This is a genomic window from Chryseobacterium sp. StRB126, from assembly GCF_000829375.1.
In the GTDB taxonomy this organism is placed as follows: Bacteria; Bacteroidota; Bacteroidia; order Flavobacteriales; family Weeksellaceae; genus Chryseobacterium.
In genome coordinates this window covers 512,499-528,748 of record NZ_AP014624.1, presented here as the reverse complement: position 1 = coordinate 528,748, position 16,250 = coordinate 512,499, and the positions used below count along the sequence as shown (strand labels likewise).

Below are 16,250 nucleotides of genomic sequence, written 5' to 3'. Positions count from 1 at the left end.
TTAATCTAAATTGATATTCCTTTTCAACAAATCTTCCTGGCGCATACGCCGGAAAATATTTGCCAAAGTTAAGACATCTTTTTCACAATAGTCAACAATTCGCTGCAAGTCTTTCTCTATGTAGTAAATTGATGAAACCATTGAGCCGTCGATATCATCCTTTGGAGTGGGAATACCAAAGACATGAGCCAATAATTCCAATGAGACAAAACTTTTATAATCCCCGAATTTCCAAAGTTCCATTGTATCTATGTGAGGAATCTCCCAGGGCTTTTTCCCAAACATCTGGAATGGGGCAGGAGGCTGCATACCGTTGATGAGATATCTTCGCGCAATCCATGGGAAATCAAACTCTTTTCCGTTGTGGGCGCAGAGAATCACATTATAAAGCCTAGGACTGTTGAAAATCTCTCCAAATTCCTGAAGCATCTTCTTTTCATCATGCCCGGAGAAGCTTTTGATCTTTAAGGTCTCATTCTTCTCCACCATTCCGATGGTGATGCAGATGATCTTTCCGAATTCAGCCATAATTCCGGCTCTGTCATAAAACTCAGCAGCAGAAACATCGTCCTTTCTCTGGAATCTTGTTTTCTTGTCCCATAGATGTTGATCGGTTTCTGACAAATCGTCCCAGGAGCCTGCCTGCGGAACGGTTTCAATATCAAGGAATAAGATCTTTTCTAATGGTATATTCTGTATCATCGTGTTTTTTTATTTGCTATCCTACCTGCATTCCGTTTTTGGTGGGTAATGAAGGAGCTAAAAGAGTTACATCATTTTTGTCTTCTCCATATAATCCTAAGACCAAACATTCACTGAAGAAGTTGGCAATCTGTTTTTTAGGGAAATTGACAACAGCTAAAATCTGTTTTCCTACCAGTTCTTCTTTCTGATAAAGCGAAGTAATTTGTGCAGATGATTTTCTGATTCCTAGGTCGCCAAAGTCTATTTCCAATTGATAGGAAGGGTTTCTTGCCTTTTCAAAATCATTTACTGAAATAATTGTTCCGCATCTGATGTCTATTTTTTCAAAATCTGCCCAGGTTATGTCTGGTTTTACGTTCATGGTAATGTATTAATTAAATGTTCTACTTCTGTTTTCTGTTCTGCATATTTTTGTTGTAATTCTGAACCTTCACCCATTCTTTTATAATATTCCAGAGCTTTTCCGCCGAAGAATTTTTTATGAAAGTCTGAAACTTCAGGAACCTGTGGGAAAACCTTATGAAAAAGCATTTCATAGTAAGCCTGAAATTCTCTTTCATTTTTGTCTTCTATCACTTGTCCTGGAGCCTTTTGCCTTACATGAAGCATTTCGTGAGCTACCATATTCAGGACAAGGTTCAGATCAAAATCAAATAAATTTCTGGGAATCATCACGGTTTGCGGCCCACCCAATTCTCCTTCAGCAGTAAGAAGCATTGAAGTAGGAGAAACCTCTTGCCTGAATCCAAATCCTGCAAAATTTTCATGTTCCAGATCAAAAGAATGGATCAGATATTTGGCAGCATCCAGGATCTGATCATGTTCTTTATAGGCTTCAAGGTGTAGATTAACCTGCTCGAAATTCATTTGAAGTATGTTTTATAACAAATGTATTAAAATAATGAGAATTAGAAAGTATGTTTTGAAGAGCAACCTTGTTGAAACCATTTTTCTGGTTGTAACTGGACCTTTTAAGGCATCATAATGAACAGCCCAACAGATATAAAACAAATAATTTTAATGATTCTGGTGAAATTAGATATTCAGACTCTATATTATCAAACCTCTGAAGCTTATAACTTTTTGATTGTTGTTGTAAAAATAAAGTATCATTATTGATATAATTTTTTATACGTCAAGTTTTGTCGTAGCCTATATGGATATTTGTAATAACAAAACAAAATAAAAAAATATGAATACAATAGAACAAAATGATCCATTTACAGGTGAATGGACAGTGTTTTTAGAATCCTTAGTTACTTATAATGGAGTTCCCATTACTCTTGCGATGTGTGATAATATTATTTATAAGAGCATAAACAATGTATTTTATAGGAGAGTTTTAATCAAAGACACCGTAAATGTAAAATGGTTTGGTGCTGTAGGAGATTCTGTAACTAATGACACACAATCATTTCAGAAAGCTGTAGATTTTTTAAGTAGTATAGGCGGTGGTAAATTATTAATACCAAGTGGAAGCTATGCAGTTGAACATATTGATTTTAAGACTAAAGCTTACTCAAATATTGAGATTATAGGAAATAACTCGACAATAAAAGGATTAACAAAAAGTAGAAATAGTGCAGCAGATGGAATTTTTGCTTTTGAAGCTTGTGTATCTAATCAGTCAGACGACTCAAACTCAATAAAAAATATTAAAATTAGTGGGCTCAATTTTTTCACATTGAATGTTAAACCCCAAAAACCAGAACCAGTACCAGGACAAGAACCAGAACCAGAACCAAAAGTTGATGAGCTTTCTCATCACATTGCGGCACACGGGGTAAGTGATTTTACTGTTGAAAACTGTACATTTACAGGTTTTTTTGGAGATGGAATTGCTATATGTAGAGGCTTGTTTCAAGAAGGATATCGGAATGCCTATAATAAAAATGTTAGTATAAAAAACTGTAAATTCGATGGGGTAAACCAGTATAATCGACAAGCTATTTCAATTTACCATTGCGATAGATTTATAATCGATAACTGTGATTTCTATAGAACGACCGGAAATGGAATGCCTGGTGCAATAGATATAGAATCTGACGACCCCAATTTAACGGTTACCACTAATGGATTAATAACTAACTGTTATTTTAATGATATAGGAGGTATGGGAGCAATTTGCATTTTTTCAAAAGACAGGTCAATTATTGATTTTCAACAGAAAGAAAGATTAAATTATCAAAGTTTTAAAATTGATAATTGTAAATTTGAAGACGTTCATACCCCATTAACAGTGTATGGTAATTATAATCCATTAACAAATGATGATAAGGATGATAATGGAGTGTATAGTATAGTATTTGAAAACTCAAATGTTTTAAAGGCCAAAAGAGCTATATATTTTAATAGTGCTAGCAGAGTAAAGGTTTCCAACGTTATTTTTAAAAACATTCATAATGATTCTCTTTCAGTCTGTGATGGCGGAGCATATAAAGTTTTATTTGAACAATGTGAATTTGATACTGTTAATAATCCTGCAGGTCTTTCTTTTATTGGTGATGGAAAATATATAGATTTTATAAAATGCATTTTTAAAAATTTTACTACTAATATCTTAACTTTTAATAAGCCAAAACCAATTGGTACAATAAAGTGTAATCAGTTCTATAATTCAGCTAATCCTGGTATGTGTCTTTTAACTAATCCAAGTGCTGATAATCTAAGAAACGCAAGAATTGAAGAAAATGAATATTTGGGTAATATTCCTAAAATTGATTTCTATTCAATTATGAATCAGGGCTATTCATATAATTATGATAGTGCTATTATGATACCATCAAATATTTTGTATCACAAAAGTGAATTTGAAAGTGAAGGCGTTTTTCCAGAGGCTTATCTTGGAAATACAAAAGGATTAGTTAGAAATGAAAGGTTGGAAGATTATAATAATAAGCCTGTTGTTTATCAGACCTTTTTACCATACGATCAGTTAGGTGTAAAGTGGGCAAGGTATGCACTTAATGATAATACATGGGCGAATTGGAAAAAATTAGAAAATTAAAAATTTAAATTATTTTTTAATGTAAGATATCATAGCGAAGAATAAATATTTCTTCGCTATTTTGTTTTATTGTAATCAGAAAGAAAAGGGCTGTATTATAAAACGATCTCTTAATTGTATCCCTCCAAATAAAAAAATCTGTACCTACACATATCCACTCATTCTTCGCAACTTTACTATAAGATAAAATCATAATAACAGAACATGAAAATCACAGTAGTAGGCTATAAAAAAGAAGCGAGACTTTCACAGGGAGTGGCGAATGATGAAGATACAGAACTCATCAGCTTTTTAAAAGATAAAGGGCTGGATGTTGTTCCCAGTATTTGGAATGATGAAAATGTAGATTGGAGCAACTTTGATGTGGCCATTATCAAGTCTCCTTGGGATTATCATAACCATCTTAATGAATTCCTGAACTGGCTGGATCATCTTGAACAACTAGGTATCAAAGTTTTAAATCCTGTAGAAATTATCAAATGGAATTCCGATAAGCATTACCTGAAAGATATTGCAGATAGACAGCTTCCGGTGATTGCATCAGAATATCTGGAAAAAGGATCTTGCTTTGATAACAATTTCTTTGACCTTTTGAATGCAGATAAATTAGTTGTAAAACCATGCGTAAGTGCCGGGGCTCAAAATACCGTAACCATCAGCAGAAATAATGTTAACGAACATTCTAAAGAGATAAATGAGCTTCTGAAAGACCAGGACTATATGGTACAGCCTTTTGTAGAAGAAATCAAAAATGGGGAATGGTCATTCCTGTTTTTCAACGGAAAATACAGTCACTGTTCATTAAAGAAGCCTAAAGAAGGAGATTTCAGAGTACAGCATTATCATGGTGGAAGCATAAGCTATCCAACACCAGATCCTTTGCATATAGAACAGGCAGGTGCTTATCTGAAAAGCTTACCTCAATCCACATTATATGCAAGAGTAGATGGAGTACTTATTGATAATGCATTTAATCTTATGGAACTGGAACTGATAGAACCCTATTTGTTCCTGAACGGAGATAATACCTTATTGGAAAATTATTACCAGGCTTTAACCGAAATGATCCCTTAAACTCTTGTTATCTATAAAACCCGTTTCAGAAGTGAGACGGGTTTTATTGTAAGATTTTTAAATCAAGCTTCAGCTTTTATTCTCTCTTTTTCTATCTGGGCCTCACCCCATTGTTTCAGATAATCAATAAAAGGAATCAGTTCAAGGCCTGTTTCGGTTAAAGAATATTCCACTTTTGGAGGAACCTCGTGATAAACTTCTCGGTGTACAAGTCCGTCATCTTCCAGTTCCCGTACTGTTTGGGTAAGCATTTTTGGGGTGATGTCTGATAAAACTTTTCTTAGTTCACCATAACGCATCACACTTTGGGTATGAAGGTACCATAAAATCCGACCTTTATACTTTCCGCCAATACGTTTGAAGGCATAATCAACAGGGCAGGATGGCTCATTGGTCACTTTTTTTATTTTTAACATTTTTTTAATGTGTTGATAGTCAATAATAGTATGTTTTAAGTATGTAAATTACAAAAAAGTACATACTTGCCATAAAGATACGATCAGATTACATTTGTCTCATCATTAAAAAATAAAATTATGAAAGCAGTTATTATAAACGAAGCAGGAAGTGTAGAAAATCTTCAGTTCACAGAAGTAGAAAAACCAACAATAGGTGATGATGAGGTTCTGGTAAAAGTGATATCGATAGCCATTAATCCGGTTGATGTTAAAGCAAGAGCCTACGAGGGGGTTTTAAACTGGATCTTTGAAGACAAACGACCTGTTATTTTAGGGTGGGATATTTCAGGAGAAGTTGTAGAAACGGGAAAGAATGTAATAGATTTCAAAGCAGGTGATGAAGTATTTGGAATGATCAACTTCTTTGGAAACGGAAATGCCTATGCAGAATATGTTGCCGCTCCGGAGTCTCATTTGGCATTAAAGCCTCAAAATATCACCCATCCACAGGCTGCGGCAGCCTCAATGGCAGCAATTACCGCATATCAGGCATTGGTAGATGTTGCCCACCTTAAAAAAGGAGATAAAGTGGTTATTCATGCTGCTTCAGGAGGAGTAGGGCATTTTGCCGTTCAGATTGCCAAACATTTCGGGGCTTATGTGATAGGCGTTTCTTCAGCTAAAAACAAGGATTTTGTCCTTTCATTAGGCGCTGATGAACATATTGATTATACTACCGAAAACGTTAAAGATAAAGTACAGGGTGTTAATGTCGTGATAGATACCATTCAGGGTGAAACTTTACTGAACTCTGTAGAAATTGTACATCAGAATGGAATCATTATAACCCTTCCATCTCCGGAAATTCCTGAAGAAGTAAAAGATATGGCTAACCAGAAAGGAATTGGTATCGAGTTTATGATGGTTGAATCCAAGACTGAAACCATAAAAGCAATTGCAGATTTATTGAATGCAGGAAGTCTAAAACCTGCTGTTTATAAAACATTCCCGTTTGAAGATATCAGCAAAGCACATCTTGAAATGGAAACCAATCGTGTAGTTGGAAAAGTGGTGGTAACTCTATAAAAAAACAGGACCGGAGAGTAATTTCCGGCCCTGTTAAACAAGATTAAGTGTAAAATTTAACCCTTAAAAAGGCAAAAAAGGATAATTCAAATGTGTGATTTTTATTGATTGAGTCTTAATCTATGTTTAGGGGGATTGATAGTAATGGAACTTTATTTTTATAAGCCATAATAGCTGTTTTGCTTCGGTGAAAAAGAGATTCCACAAGATTATATCGGTAAGGAACCATCGTCAGCAGGTCTGCATTGGTCAGTTTTACTTCCTCTTCAATAGCTTTGATGATTTCAATAGACTGGATCATCTTAAAGCTGTATTTAATATCATCAAGATCATAGCCGGAATTCAGATCAATATCATGAATGACTTCCTCAAAATCCTCTGCACTTTCTCCTACATTGAATACTTCAATTTCCGCATTAAACTCATTAATGAAAGAATAAATGTCATTCATCGCACACCAGGTGATGGATTTATGGGTATCATAGGCAAAGAGCATTTTTCGGATTCCTGTGTATTCTATATGTCCGGGAATAATTAATATCGGTTTTTTAATTCTGTGAATAGCGTTGATTACATTATTTCCCAAAAATCGCTGTTCAAGAGTCTTTTCTGCCATTCCCATAACAATAAGATCACTGTTTGTGGCTTGTATACAGTTGTTCAGTTCCTCAATAAAACTTCCTGAAGCCAGATGATACTCTGTTTTTACAGCATATAGACGGTTTATTTCAATAGATTTATCAGTGAGTTTTTGTTGGGTTTTAAGTGTCTGCTCATAAAAAAAATCAGCAGAAACCTGAGCGTTCAGAGCATGGATAGAAACGCTTTGCAAGTTGAACAGAATAATATTATAATGGTTTTCCGTAGCCATAGAAGCTGCATAATGAATTGCATTTTCAGCTGCTTGGGAAAAATCTGTGCAGACAATTATTGTTTTCATTGTACCGATTTTGATACTGCAAAACTAGGATAGGGGAAGGATGTATTTTATTAAAAATAGGGTGATGTTGCATAAAATGATGATGAAATGTATTTTTTAGGTGATGAAACGTTCACTTTCATTTGAACTCGTCTATTTTACGTTTCAGGGGTACTTTTAGTCGTCTCGTTGAAAGTAGCGGAGACTCTTCTGAAATCTATTTCTATATTTACATTCACAAAGTCCCGGATATGAATAGGATTTCTACCATTAGGAAAAATTTAATACGAAGCAAAAAGATCCTTTCTGCAATGAAAAGGAGGCTGGTAATCTGGGCGGTAGCAGTAATTACCTTCTGTGGGTTTTCTTATCTCATTGATCCCTTTGATCCTGTTTGGCAGAGCTATTGGGAAACCCCATTGAAGATGTTCATCGAAGATGCTTTATGGATATTCTTTTTTTCAATCATCATTTCAGAGGTGAGTATTTTTATTGATTCTACTCTCAATAAGTTACTTCCATGGAAAGACAGAACAGTCAAACGATTGCTTATTCAGGGATTTCTTCAGATTGTAGGAAGTGTTTTAATTGTGATGATTATCAATGCTATTGTGGACTGCACTTCAGACAATTTGCCGGAAATGGATTCCCGAAAAGAATATACTTTACTGGGACAGTGGGTTGCCACCAACATTGTAATATCCCTTATTATAAGCGGTTTTAATACCGTAGATTATTTACTTCAAAACTGGAAAAGAACCGCTGTGGAAGCAGCTCAGCATAAAATAAGAGCCTCCAAGCATAAACAGGCAGCCATGGTAGCTGAACTTCAGGCTCTCAAATTACAGATAGATCCTCATTTTATCTTTAATAACCTGAGCGTTCTTTCTGAACTTATTCTGGAAGATCAGCAGCTGGGATATGAATACTCCGAAAAATTTGCACGGGTATATAGATATCTGCTTGTTAACTCCAAGAAAGACATTATTGCCGTAGAAGAAGAACTGAAATTCTTAGACTCGTATATTTTCCTGATTGAAAAAAGAATTGGAGAAGGCGTGGTATTTAAAATTGATATTCAGGAAGAATACAGATCTATGTACACGCTTCCGTTATCCCTGCAGTTATTAGTGGAAAATGCAATAAAGCATAACCAGACCTCAAAAGCCAATCCATTGGAAATTTACGTCTATACAAATTCTGAAGGGGAATTGGTGGTTTCCAATACCTTTTTACCTTTGATTAATAAACCCGATTCTTCAGGGGTTGGGCTTACCAATATCATTGCGAGATATGAAATTCTGGGATATACAAAACCCATTATAGAAAAAACTGAAGATAAATTTATTGTAAAACTTCCATTGATATGAAGATTAATAAAATTTTAATAGTTGAGGATGAAAGACCCAATGCAGACAGGCTGAAAAGATTGTTGCAAAAGCTCAGACCTCACATTGAAATCCTTTCCGTAGAAGATTCAATAACTTCCACGGTCAGCTGGCTGGAAAACAATGTCGTTCCGGATATCATTATGATGGATGTTCGTCTGGCAGATGGATTAAGCTTTGAAATTTTTAATAAACATGAAATTAAAAGTGCTGTAATTTTTACAACAGCCTATGATGAATATGCCGTACAGGCCTTTAAATACAACAGTATAGACTATCTTTTAAAACCAATAGAAGAAGATGAGTTAGACGCTGCTCTGAAGCGCTATGAAACCTTTATGGAGGCTGTTCCGGTTGTTGGGTCAGCTATTGAAGGATTACTTAACTATATCCAGCCTAAAGACTACAGAAAACGTTTCCTGATTGCTCATCGTGACGGATATAAAACAGTGCTGGCAGAAGATATTTTATATTTTTATACAGAACTGGGAATCAGTAAAGCAGTACTGAATACTGGTATTGTAGAAAATATTCCCCAAACCCTGGAAGAGCTGGAAAAACAATTGGATCCGAAATTCTTCTTCCGTGCCAACAGACAATTTATTATTCATATAGATTCTGTAAAACAGATCTTTAATCATTTTAATGGAAAACTCAAATTAGAATTGAGGAAACAACCTGAAATGGAGGTGATTGTAAGTCGGGAAAAGGCCTCTATCTTTAAATCCTGGATGGATTATTAATGAAAGGAAGCTGGAGTCTGGAAGAGGGAAGTTATTGAAGACGCAAGGTAAATAAAATCATTTTTATTGATTTAATCAGTCGTTTCTATAAAGATCAGTAGTTCTTTGGGCACCAGTAACTTCCATCCTCCCTCTTCCAGCTTCCAACCCTATACATACCAAAAACCCCTCACAAATTACTTATGAAGGGATCTATATAAAGAAAAAGCTATGATTTAAGATTATAAAGGAATAGCATATCCCAGAGAGATGGCAAACCCTCTATTTTTTACATCTAAACCTTTTTCATCAGAGATATTATTTAAACCTAAATTATATCTTCCATCTACAATTACTTTTCCCGGTCCTGCGGGAATGGCAACACCTGCTCCCATTTGCAGTCCAAAATCTATTGATCGTGTTTTACCGTATGTAGCCTTCACTTTCTCATTTTTCCCCATAAGGAATCCTATAGATGGCCCTGCATTTACGTACACTGGGCCAAAGCTGTATTTCGCCAGTACAGGAACCTCTATATAATTGAAATTGTAGGTTTCACTTCCAAAGCTATTTTTAAATTTTGTTCCTTTGCTGATGAAATTCACCTCAGGCTGTACAGAGAAATTCTTGATGCCTGTCTGTATATTTACTCCTAAACCAGCCTGGAAAGATGTCTTTGATTTCTCATCATTCACATTCTTAATAGACTGATTGGCAATGTTGATTCCTACCTTCGGAATGAGTTCAATTCCTGATTCCTTTTTAGGTACGGTCGTTTGTGCCTGTACTCCTAAACCTAATACGATCGCTGTGATTGCTAAAAACTTTTTCATTTGATAAAAATTTAAATTATTGACTCGTTTTTTAATGTTTTGATACTGCGAAATTAGACCGGGAAATAACCTGAACTGGTAATTTTAAAAGTGAAACGTATAAATTGAAACATCAACCGTATTTTTGAAATATTAAAACGAAAAGGCCCTTTTTTATCGATCTGAATGGTGGGAATAACTGCTTTTCTTTTCATTTTTAGTATCGTACGTTTCACCTGCGATTAACTACGTTTCACCTCATTTTTAGATGAATTTCCTTATTATATGAACTTATTTTGCTCCTGTAAAATTTAAAAACAAATGTTATGAACTACAGAAAAGGATATCTGGCACTTTCACTTACAGCTGCAGCAATACTGTACTCCTGCGGTTCAGGAAATGGTCAGGAAAACACCCAGCAGGCGGTGGCGCTTCCTACAGACTTTGTTCAGGTAAAATCCGGTAATGAAGACGTAGCAACGGGATACCCCGGAAGTATAGAAGGGCAGGATAATGTGGAAATAAAAGCTCAGGTAACAGGATATCTGGAAGCTGTATACATAAAAGAAGGCCAGTTTGTAAGCAAAGGGCAAACGCTGTTTAGAATTAATCCATCAGTGTATAATGAGCAGGTAAATTCCAATGAAGCCGCTTTGAAATCTGCCTTGGCAGCCCAGGAAACAGCAAGACTGGAAGTTGAAAAACTAAAACCTCTTGTAGAGGGAAAAGTAGTTTCTGATATGCAGCTGAAAACAGCTCAGGCTAATTTAAAAGCAGCATCAGCACAGGTAGCTCAGGCACAGTCTTCATTGGGTTCTTCAAAGATCAACGCCAACTTTACCTACATTAAAGCACCGGTAAGCGGATATATTGGAAGAATCCCAAACAGGGTAGGAAACCTCATCAGCCCGTCTGATGCTTCACCACTCACAACGCTTTCCAATATCAGCAGTGTAAACGTTTATTTCTCAATGAATGAAGCCGACTTTATTGCCCATAGCAGAACTGCAGCTTCAGGAGAAAATGCTGAAAATGTAGAGCTTATTTTAGCAGACGGTTCTACCTATGGCTTCAAAGGGAGGTTGGAAAATGCAAGTGGGAATTTCGACAGAAATACAGGAAGTATTCAGATGAAAGCTGTTTTCCAGAATCCGGATAAACTGTTAAGATCAGGCGGAACAGGAAGAGTAATGGTTCACAATGCACTGGATGGTGTAGTGAAGCTTCCTAAAACTTCTGTAAAAGATATTCAGGACAAATTCTTCGTTTATAAACTGGAAGGTAAAGACAAGGTGAAAATGATGCAGATTGAAGTATCAGGAAGCACCTCTCAGGATTACTTTGTGAAGACGGGAGTGAATGCAGGAGACAAGATCGCTGTTAATAGGATAGATGCTCTTACAGACGGAGCGTTGGTTGTGGCTAAAGTAACTCCTTCGAAATAAATTTATAATCATTCTTAGAAAATTCGAAAATGTTAAAAAAGATAATAGACCGTCCGGTACTGGCGACGGTAATATCCCTTATCATTGTCATTTTGGGGATCATTGGATTAAACCAGTTGGCCGTGACCCGATTCCCGGACATTTCTCCGCCTACCATTACGGTTTCAGGGTCTTATCCGGGGGGAAACAGTGAAACGGTAATCCGTTCTGTAGTAACCCCTCTGGAAGAACAGATCAACGGGGTGGAAGACATGAGCTATATGAAATCCACGGCAAGTAATGACGGAACTTTTACCATTTCTGTCATATTCAAACAGGGTGTAAATGCAGATCAGGCCGCAGTAAATGTACAGAACAGAGTACAGCAGGCCACACCAATATTGCCTCAAGAAGTGGTAAGAATGGGTCTTACTACCTCAAAACAGCAGAACAGTATGGTATTGATTTTCAATATTTATACTGAAGATAATAAGCAATATGATGAAACCTTTCTTCAGAACTTTGCCAATATCAACCTTATTCCGCAGATTAAAAGGGTAAAAGGAGTAGGACAGGCACAGATCTTCGGAATTAAAGATTATTCCATGAGGATATGGCTTAATCCGCAGAAGATGGCTTCCTACGGGTTGGAACCCTCAGATATTTCCAATGCCATTGCAGACCACAGTTTAGAATCTGCACCAGGTAAATTGGGTGAAGAATCCAATGCAGCTTTAGAATATGTAATTAGATATAAAGGAAAAAAGAATAAGCCGGAACAATATGAAAACATGGTCGTTAAAAATGACGGAACCAATGTGATCAGGCTTAAAGATGTAGCCAGAATAGAATTTGGGTCCATTAACAACACCGGAGATAACCTTTCCAATGGTAAAAATGCGGTTACGGTTGCCATTATGCAGACCACAGGATCCAACGCCAATGAAATTGAAATAGGAGTAAACAAAGCGATTGACCAGTTATCAAAATCTTTCCCGCCGGGTATTAAATATACCAAGGTGATGAGTACCAAAGAAAGATTGGATGAAGCAACAGGCCAAGTGAAATCTACGCTGATAGAAGCTTTTATCCTTGTATTTATTGTGGTATTTGTCTTTTTACAGGATTTCAGATCTACCATTATTCCGGCGATTGCTGTTCCGGTAGCCATTATTGGTACCTTCTTCTTTCTTTTGGTATTAGGATTTACGATTAATGTGTTGACGCTATTTGCCCTTGTGCTGGCGATCGGTATTGTAGTGGATGATGCCATTGTAGTGGTAGAAGCCGTCCACAGTAATATGGAAGGAACAAACCTTTCGGGGAGAGATGCCACGCACAAAGCGATGAGTGAAATTACAGGAGCTGTTATTTCCATTACATTGGTAATGTCAGCCGTATTTATTCCAATTGGATTTATGTCTGGCTCTGCAGGATTATTCTATAAGCAGTTTGCCTATACATTAGCCATTGCGATTATTATTTCTGCCGTAAACGCGCTTACTTTAACACCAGCGTTATGTGCTGTATTCTTGAAAAACCATCATGCAGAAGAAGGCGGAAAACCAAAAGGATTCGGACAGAGATTTGCTGTTGCCTTTAATGCAGGGTTCAATAATATGACAGAGCGTTATGCAAAAGGAGTAAGATTTTTAATCGGGAAAAAATGGATTGCAGCAGGATTGGTGGCCGGAATTATAGGGCTTTCAGCATGGTTAATGTCAAGCACCACCAAAAGTTTCGTTCCGATGGAAGACGACGGATTCTTTATGTACTCATTGAGTATGCCGCCAGGAACCGGATTGACAAAAACCACAGAAGTTTCCAACAAGATCAATACGATCTTAAAAACAGTAGACGCTGTTCAGGAGAATACTTCCATTACGGGATTTAACCTGTTAAGCAACAGTGCCGGACCGGCTTATGCAATGGGATTTGTGAAATTAAAGCCTAAAAAAGAAAGAGGAGCTGTTCAGGATATTGACGAGATCATGAATATTGTTAACGGAAAACTGTCTGTTATCAAAGAAGGAAGCGTAATGAGCTTCAGAATGCCGCCGGTAGAAGGATATGGAGTAACCAATGATGCTGAGATCGTTCTTCAGGATCGTATGGGTAGAGATCCTCAGGTTCTTAAGTCTAAGGCAGATGATGTGATCGGACAATTGATGCAGGTGCCGGAAGTAGCTTATGCTTACACCATGTTCAGAGCAGATTATCCTCAGCTGGAACTTGAAGTAAATGAAGATAAAGCCAAGCAATTAGGAGTAAGTATCTCCAACTTGTTAGGATCAATCCAGACCTATTTCTCAGGAGATCAGTCTCAGAATTTTTCCAGATTCGGAAAGTTCTACAGAGTGAATATCAAGGCTGACGGTGTTTTCAGAATGGATGAGCAGGCGTTCAATGATATTTTCGTGAAAAATAATAAAGGAGAAATGGTTCCTGCCAATACCTTGATCACTTTGAAAAAAGTATATGGCCCAGAATCCGTTCAGCGATATAATCTTTATAATTCATTGAATATTAACGTGGTGCCGAAACCGGGAATCAGTAACGGAGCTTTGATGGATAAGATTGAACCAACCTTGAATAAACTTCCATCTGACTACAGTTATGAATGGACTGGTTTAAGTTTGGAAGAAAAATCAGCAGGAAATCAGACTGCTGTGATCCTTGGATTGTGTTTACTTTTCGTTTACCTGCTTCTTGCAGCGCAATACGAAAGTTACATTCTTCCTTTAGCGGTAATGCTTTCCATTCCAACGGGAATTTTGGGTGCATTCCTCGGAATTAAAGCGATTGGATTGGATAATAATATCTATGTACAGGTAGGATTGATTATGCTTATTGGTCTACTGGCGAAAAACGCGATCCTTATTGTAGAATTTGCCGTCCAGAGACGAAAAGCAGGACTTTCTATTCTGGATTCCGCATTGGAAGGTGCGAAAGCAAGACTACGTCCGATCATCATGACATCATTAGCCTTTATTGTAGGAATGATTCCATTGATGATTTCAACAGGAGGAATGGCCTCAGGAAACAAATCCATCAGTGTGAGTGCTGCCATAGGAATGCTAAGTGGAGTAGTGCTTGGAGTATTTGTAATTCCTGTGCTGTATATGTTCTTCCAGTATTTGGACGAGAAATTTTCATCCAAAAAAAAATATCCTGTAATCCAAAATCAATTGACAAATGAGAATATTTAATATAAAGAGTTTCTTCATTTCAGGCGCAATAGCATCAGTATTGGTGTCTTGCGCCGTGGGGAAACCCTATGCAAGGAAAGAACTTCAGGTGCCGGAAACCTATAAAGAATCTATGCAGGTAACAGGAGATACGGTAGTGCTGCCATGGAAGACGTTCTTTAAGGACCCTAAGCTGATCGGTTTGATAGATAAAGCTTTAACCAGAAATAATGAGGTAAATGTTGCTCTGAAAAATATAGAACAGCTGGATTTGATATACAAACAGGCGAAACTCTCTCTTCTTCCAACACTGGATCTCAGTGCAGGGGCCAACAGAAGCTGGGCTTCTAAAAATACTCTTAACGGCTCACTTAACGAACAGTTTGCAGGAACAACACATATGGATGATTTCAGTGCCAGTCTGAGACTTTCGTGGGAAGTTGATATCTGGGGTAAAGCCAAAATGCAGAAAGAATCTGCGGCTGCAGAATACTTTGCCCAAAAAGAAAATTTAAACGCTGTAAAAAGCAGAATCATTGTTCAGGTAGCTCAGGCTTACTATAATCTGATAAGTTTAGATGAGCAGATGAAAATTGCGGAACAGAATATTGAGCTAAGTAATAATACGCTTAAAATGATGGATCTTCAGTTTAAGGCAGGGCAGATTAATTCATTGGCCGTGCAGCAGTCGGAAGCGCAAAAGAAAACTGCTGAACTTTTGATTCCTTTGGCTAAGCAGAATATCTCTGTTCAGGAAAATGCATTGAGCATCCTTTGTGGGGAATATCCAACAAAAATTGAAAGATCAGGAAATCTGAAAACAATGATCCCACAAAATAAACTGGCAGAAGGACTCCCTGCACAGTTATTAAGCAGAAGACCGGATCTGAAGATGGCAGAATTTAATGTGATCAGCCTGAATTCAAAAACAGGATTGGCTAAGGCTGCGATGTATCCGAGCATCAGCCTGAGCCCACAGATTGGAGTTAATTCCAATAAATTCAGTTCTTGGTTTGATATTCCGGGATCTATTACCAAAGCGGTGGCGGCTAATTTAGCAGCTCCGATTTTTCAAAAAAAACAGTTAAAAACCGCCTATGAAACGGCATTAATTGAACAGGAAAAAGCGGCGGTCAACTTTAAACAGTCGGTAATGACAGCTGTAGGAGAAGTTTCTGATGCTATGGCAAAAACTCAGGGAACTTCAGAAAGATTACAGCTTTTGGAACAGAGAACAGCCATTTTAGACAAAGGAATTGGAGATGCCTTAAAATTGTATAAAAGCGGAATGGCAACCTACCTTGAGGTTATTACGGCTCAGAATAATAAACTTCAGAATGACCTGGAAGCTATTAATGTAACATTGGAAAGATTAAATGCTGAAGTTGATCTTTACCGCGCATTGGGCGGTGGAGTACAGTAAAATGTAATTGAAAATAGTAAATAGGAAGGAGGCTGCATTACGTAGCTTCCTTTTTTATTGTAAGATATTGAAGGATCAAAAATTCAATCACTGAAATATGAAAT

The 16,250-nt window shown here is 36.9% G+C and carries 14 protein-coding genes; 8 read left to right on the top strand and 6 right to left on the bottom strand.

The window, feature by feature from the left end:
* Genes CHSO_RS02355 through CHSO_RS02345 form a run of 3 tightly spaced genes read right to left on the bottom strand, consistent with a single transcriptional unit; the run spans position 1 to position 1,572 of the window.
* Positions 1-702 (bottom strand): 3'-5' exonuclease, encoded by a 702-nt coding sequence (locus CHSO_RS02355; RefSeq protein WP_045491966.1) that lies wholly within the window; start codon positions 700-702, stop codon positions 1-3.
* A gap of 16 nt (positions 703-718) precedes the next feature.
* Positions 719-1,066, bottom strand: coding sequence for a tRNA-binding protein (locus CHSO_RS02350; RefSeq protein WP_045491964.1), 348 nt, complete (start codon positions 1,064-1,066; stop codon positions 719-721).
* Positions 1,063-1,572 (bottom strand): hypothetical protein, encoded by a 510-nt coding sequence (locus tag CHSO_RS02345; protein WP_045491962.1) that lies wholly within the window; start codon positions 1,570-1,572, stop codon positions 1,063-1,065. Before CHSO_RS02345 ends, CHSO_RS02350 begins: the two co-directional genes overlap by 4 nt.
* A 325-nt stretch (positions 1,573-1,897) precedes the next feature.
* On the opposite strand from CHSO_RS02345, the gene CHSO_RS02340 reads away from it, so the two are divergent.
* Both CHSO_RS02340 and CHSO_RS02335 read left to right on the top strand, forming a co-directional pair.
* Complete coding sequence (locus CHSO_RS02340) at positions 1,898-3,712, top strand: right-handed parallel beta-helix repeat-containing protein (protein ID WP_045491960.1); 1,815 nt, start codon at positions 1,898-1,900, stop codon at positions 3,710-3,712.
* Between the two features lie 204 nt (positions 3,713-3,916).
* Positions 3,917-4,786: a RimK family alpha-L-glutamate ligase gene (locus tag CHSO_RS02335; RefSeq protein ID WP_045491958.1), complete on the top strand. Its 870-nt coding sequence runs from the start codon at positions 3,917-3,919 to the stop codon at positions 4,784-4,786.
* A gap of 62 nt (positions 4,787-4,848) precedes the next feature.
* On the opposite strand, the gene CHSO_RS02330 is transcribed toward CHSO_RS02335, so the two are convergent.
* A complete protein-coding gene (locus CHSO_RS02330) occupies positions 4,849-5,202 on the bottom strand; it encodes a winged helix-turn-helix transcriptional regulator (protein WP_045491955.1) in 354 nt (117 codons plus the stop codon).
* Positions 5,203-5,322: 120 nt separating this feature from the next.
* On the opposite strand from CHSO_RS02330, the gene CHSO_RS02325 reads away from it, so the two are divergent.
* Complete coding sequence (locus tag CHSO_RS02325) at positions 5,323-6,270, top strand: NADP-dependent oxidoreductase (RefSeq protein ID WP_045491953.1); 948 nt, start codon at positions 5,323-5,325, stop codon at positions 6,268-6,270.
* A gap of 115 nt (positions 6,271-6,385) precedes the next feature.
* Here CHSO_RS02325 and CHSO_RS02320 read toward each other — a convergent pair whose 3' ends face one another.
* The gene (locus CHSO_RS02320; RefSeq protein WP_045491950.1) at positions 6,386-7,210 is read right to left on the bottom strand and encodes a universal stress protein; all 825 of its coding nucleotides are present in this window, start codon (positions 7,208-7,210) and stop codon (positions 6,386-6,388) included.
* A gap of 230 nt (positions 7,211-7,440) precedes the next feature.
* Between CHSO_RS02320 and CHSO_RS02315 the strand changes: the two genes are divergently transcribed.
* Together CHSO_RS02315 and CHSO_RS02310 are read left to right on the top strand one after the other, a co-directional pair.
* Positions 7,441-8,559, top strand: coding sequence for a sensor histidine kinase (locus CHSO_RS02315; RefSeq protein ID WP_045491948.1), 1,119 nt, complete (start codon positions 7,441-7,443; stop codon positions 8,557-8,559).
* Entirely contained in the window at positions 8,556-9,320 is a 765-nt protein-coding gene (locus CHSO_RS02310) for a LytR/AlgR family response regulator transcription factor (RefSeq protein ID WP_045491946.1), read from the top strand. The genes CHSO_RS02315 and CHSO_RS02310 overlap by 4 nt, the downstream gene beginning before the upstream one ends.
* Positions 9,321-9,541: 221 nt before the next feature.
* Here the strand turns inward: CHSO_RS02310 and CHSO_RS02305 are convergent, their stop codons facing one another.
* Positions 9,542-10,132 carry a porin family protein gene (locus tag CHSO_RS02305; protein WP_045491944.1) on the bottom strand — a complete coding sequence of 197 codons (591 nt, stop codon included), beginning with the start codon at positions 10,130-10,132 and terminating at the stop codon, positions 9,542-9,544.
* A 305-nt stretch (positions 10,133-10,437) separates the two neighbouring features.
* Here CHSO_RS02305 and CHSO_RS02300 point away from each other — a divergent pair, with 305 nt between their 5' ends.
* From CHSO_RS02300 to CHSO_RS02290, 3 genes are read left to right on the top strand one after another with little or no spacing between them, the layout of a single operon-like run.
* Complete coding sequence (locus CHSO_RS02300; protein ID WP_045491942.1) at positions 10,438-11,556, top strand: efflux RND transporter periplasmic adaptor subunit; 1,119 nt, start codon at positions 10,438-10,440, stop codon at positions 11,554-11,556.
* Between the two features lie 29 nt (positions 11,557-11,585).
* Complete coding sequence (locus CHSO_RS02295) at positions 11,586-14,744, top strand: efflux RND transporter permease subunit (protein ID WP_045491940.1); 3,159 nt, start codon at positions 11,586-11,588, stop codon at positions 14,742-14,744.
* The gene (locus CHSO_RS02290) at positions 14,731-16,146 is read left to right on the top strand and encodes an efflux transporter outer membrane subunit (protein ID WP_045491938.1); all 1,416 of its coding nucleotides are present in this window, start codon (positions 14,731-14,733) and stop codon (positions 16,144-16,146) included. The genes CHSO_RS02295 and CHSO_RS02290 overlap by 14 nt, the downstream gene beginning before the upstream one ends.
* Positions 16,147-16,250: the final 104 nt, after the last annotated feature.